General features: G+C 63.2%; 1 protein-coding gene and 4 pseudogenes. 2 read left to right on the top strand and 3 right to left on the bottom strand.

Translation table 11 applies throughout. The features are described 5' to 3' along the window. Positions 1-126, top strand: a pseudogene (locus I6F36_RS38385) (transposase); the annotation flags it as partial. Positions 127-140: 14 nt separating this feature from the next. On the opposite strand, the pseudogene I6F36_RS38380 reads toward I6F36_RS38385, so the two are convergent. The 3 genes and pseudogenes from I6F36_RS38380 to I6F36_RS38370 all read right to left on the bottom strand — a co-directional run bounded on the left by I6F36_RS38380 (position 141) and on the right by I6F36_RS38370 (position 2544). After that, a pseudogene (locus tag I6F36_RS38380) lies at positions 141-1617 on the bottom strand (IS66 family transposase). 122 nt (positions 1618-1739) lie between these two features. Then, a pseudogene (gene tnpB / locus I6F36_RS38375) lies at positions 1740-2095 on the bottom strand (IS66 family insertion sequence element accessory protein TnpB). Then, entirely contained in the window at positions 2092-2544 is a 453-nt protein-coding gene (locus I6F36_RS38370) for a transposase (RefSeq protein ID WP_225143897.1), read from the bottom strand. Before I6F36_RS38370 ends, tnpB begins: the two are co-directional and overlap by 4 nt. Before the next feature lie 85 nt (positions 2545-2629). Here I6F36_RS38370 and I6F36_RS38365 point away from each other — a divergent pair. Beyond that, positions 2630-2998, top strand: a pseudogene (locus I6F36_RS38365) (transposase); the annotation flags it as partial.

Raw genomic sequence — 2998 nt, 5'->3', positions numbered from 1 at the left:
CAAACGCTGGTGTCGCTGACCCTTGCGCGCGGCGAAGTGCCCGTGATGGTCGCATTGCGTCTCTTTCTGCCCGAGAGTTGGACAGGCAATGTGTCTCGTTTGATGCGTGCTCGGGTGCCGATCGAACGTAAGCGTCGTGCTCAGGCCACGGCTTTGAGGGCTTGAGCGCGGTAGGACCAGGGCAATAGCTGGTCGATGTCGCGGTTGGGATGCCCTTTGACGATCCTGGTCAGGACGTTGGTGAGATAAGCGAGCGGATCGACGTCGTTGAGCTTGCAAGTCTCGACCAGGGACGCGACGACAGCCCAGTGTTCGGCACCGCCGTCGGATCCGGCAAACAGCGCGTTCTTGCGACTGAGCTTGATGCCACGGATTGATCGTTCGACGGTATTGTTGTCGAGTTCGATGCGGCCGTCATTGATGAAGCGCGTCAGTCCCTGCCAGCGCGAGAGGGCGTAGCGGATGGCGTCGGCGAGCTTGGTCTTCTGGCTGATGAGAGCCAGTTTGGCGCGCAGCCATACCTCGAAGGCATGGGCCAGTGGTCGGCTCTTCTGCTGCCGCACGAGGCGGCGCTCCTCCGCGCTGCGGCCGCGGATCTCCTTCTCGATCGCATAGAATGCGGCAATGTGCTTGAGCGCCTCGCTTGCGATCGGCGCCGGTCCGGCTGTCGCGAGTTCGTAGAAGTTGCGCCGCATGTGCACCCAGCAGAAGGCAAGCTCGACCTCGCCACGCTCGGCAAGCTTTGGATAGGCGTTGTAACCATCGACCTGCAGGACGCCCTTGAAGCCGGCAAGATGGCTGAACAGCCGCTCGGCCTTGCGGTCGGGTGCATAGACATAGGTGATGCCGGGCGGATCGAGGCCGCCCCAGGGCCTGTCGTCGGCGGCATAGGCCCAGAGCTGGCCGGTCTTGGTGCGCCCTCGACCAGGATCGAGCACCGGCACCGTCGTCTCGTCGGCGAACAGTTTGGATCTCGCGCGAAGCACCGTGAGAAGGCGCTCATGCAGCGGGCGCAGATGGAAGGCGGCATGCCCTACCCAGTCCGCCAGCGTCGATCGATCGAGAGCGATGCCCTGGCGGGCATAGATCTGGGCCTGCCGGTAAAGCGGCAGATGATCGGCATATTTGGACACCAGAACCTGGGCGACGGTTGCCTCCGTCGGCAGTCCGCCCTCGATCAGCCGGGCCGGAGCCTCGGCCTGCAGGACGCCGTCCTCGCAGGCGACAGGCGTATTTGGGGCGCCGGGTGACGACAACGCGGAACTGCGCCGGCACCATGTCCAGCCGTTCGCTCCTGTCCTCGCCGATCCGATGCAGTTCGCCCTGGCAGCAGGGGCAGATCTTGTCGTCGATGTCGACGACGACCTCGATCCGCGGCAGGTGCGCCGGCAGTGCTCCGCGATTGTTGCGGCGCTTGCGCGCCCGTTCGGCCCGGCCTTCCGGAGCTGTCTCGTCTTGGCTGGCTTCTGTACAGGCCGCAACCTGTTCGACGTCCTCGAGGCCTAGCAGCATCTGCTCCTCGGGAAGCGACTCTGCCTTGCGGCCAAAGCGATGACGCTGCAATTCCTTGATGATCTGGCGCAGCCGCTCGCTCTCATGCCGCTCGGCCAGCAGCATCGCCTTCAGCGTCTCGGGATCATCAGGAAGGTTATCGCTCACAGGCAAATCAGAGCATATTCGCGCCCGCCTGACGACGTGCTCGATGCCCCTGATTCACTTCGCCGCAGCGCGGCCCACAATTATCCGGCTTGCGTCGGGACGACCGTCTCCCGTGCCGCGTGAACACGCCGCCAATCGAGCCCTTCGAGCAACGCCGACAATTCCGCCGTCGACAAACGCATCACGCCGTCCTCGATCTTCGGCCAGCGGAAGACGCCTTCCTCCAGCCGCTTGGCGAACAGGCACAAACCCGTACCATCCCAAAAAATCAGCTTGATCCGGTCCGCCCGCTTGGCACGGAACACATAAACAGCACCCGAGAACGGATCGGCCTTCATGTGCTCGCGCACCAACATAGCCAGGCCCTCCATTCCCTTGCGGAAGTCGCCGGCTTGGTTGCCACCATCACCCGGACAGTTCCGGACGGGCCGATCACCGGCTTGCCTTCAGCGCATGGAGGATGGCCGCAATCATCGCCACGTCCGCGCCTCGGCCGACCCGGATCGTGACGCCTTCGGCTTCGATCTCGATGCACCCGGCATCGCAACGGCGAGCCCCGACATCCGGCTTGGCCTTACGTCGCGCTGTCTTGCGCTCATGGCCAGCAACCGCGACTGGTGCCATGGCGTCTACCACCGCCGGTACAAACTGCGGATCGTCCGCCATCGGCGCCGGCTGCCGGCGTGCTTGCCGGCGCCAGGTGAACACTTGTTGTGGGGTCAGCCCGTGTCGCCGGGCAATCTCGGAAACGACCGCGCCTGCGACCAGCGTCTCCTCGACAATCCGGGCCTTGTCGTCCTTGGAGAACCAACGACGGCGTCCCGTCTCCGTGATCACTTCCAGCCGGCGCGCCGTCACGTCCGACTTAAGCGTATGGTCAAGCATAGACACAAGCCGATCCCTTCAAAGAGATCGTGAAACTCGCCTATCCCATGTGCCGTGAGAAGGTGGGAGCGGAACGGCGCTTACGATCGAACACCGAACGGCAAGATCCAAGCCAGAAATCGCTTTGGCTGAGGTTGATCGAGCGATGGCAGCCAACGTGCGCTTTGGATGTGTGCTGGCGGATGCAGGATACGGGCTCAGCGCACCATTTCGACAAGGGCTAACAGAACGCGGATTGGCCTGGGCCGTCGGCATCCCTCGGCACCTCAAGGTGTATCCGGTTGATGTGAAGCTCATTTGGCCGATTACCAAAGTCCGCGGGAAACCACGAAAGCACCACGTGCCGGATATCTTATCAATTGCGGCAGAACACATGCTGGCGAGCGCCAAATGGAAAACCGTGAGTTGGCGCAGCGGGACGAAAGGTCGGCTGAAAGCCCGATTTGCTGCTCTC

This window comes from Bradyrhizobium sp. BRP19 (genome assembly GCF_020194195.1).
Lineage (GTDB): Bacteria > Pseudomonadota > Alphaproteobacteria > Rhizobiales > Xanthobacteraceae > Bradyrhizobium > Bradyrhizobium yuanmingense.
The sequence above is the reverse complement of the archived record's forward strand: the minus strand, read 5'-3'. Positions and strand labels throughout refer to the sequence as shown.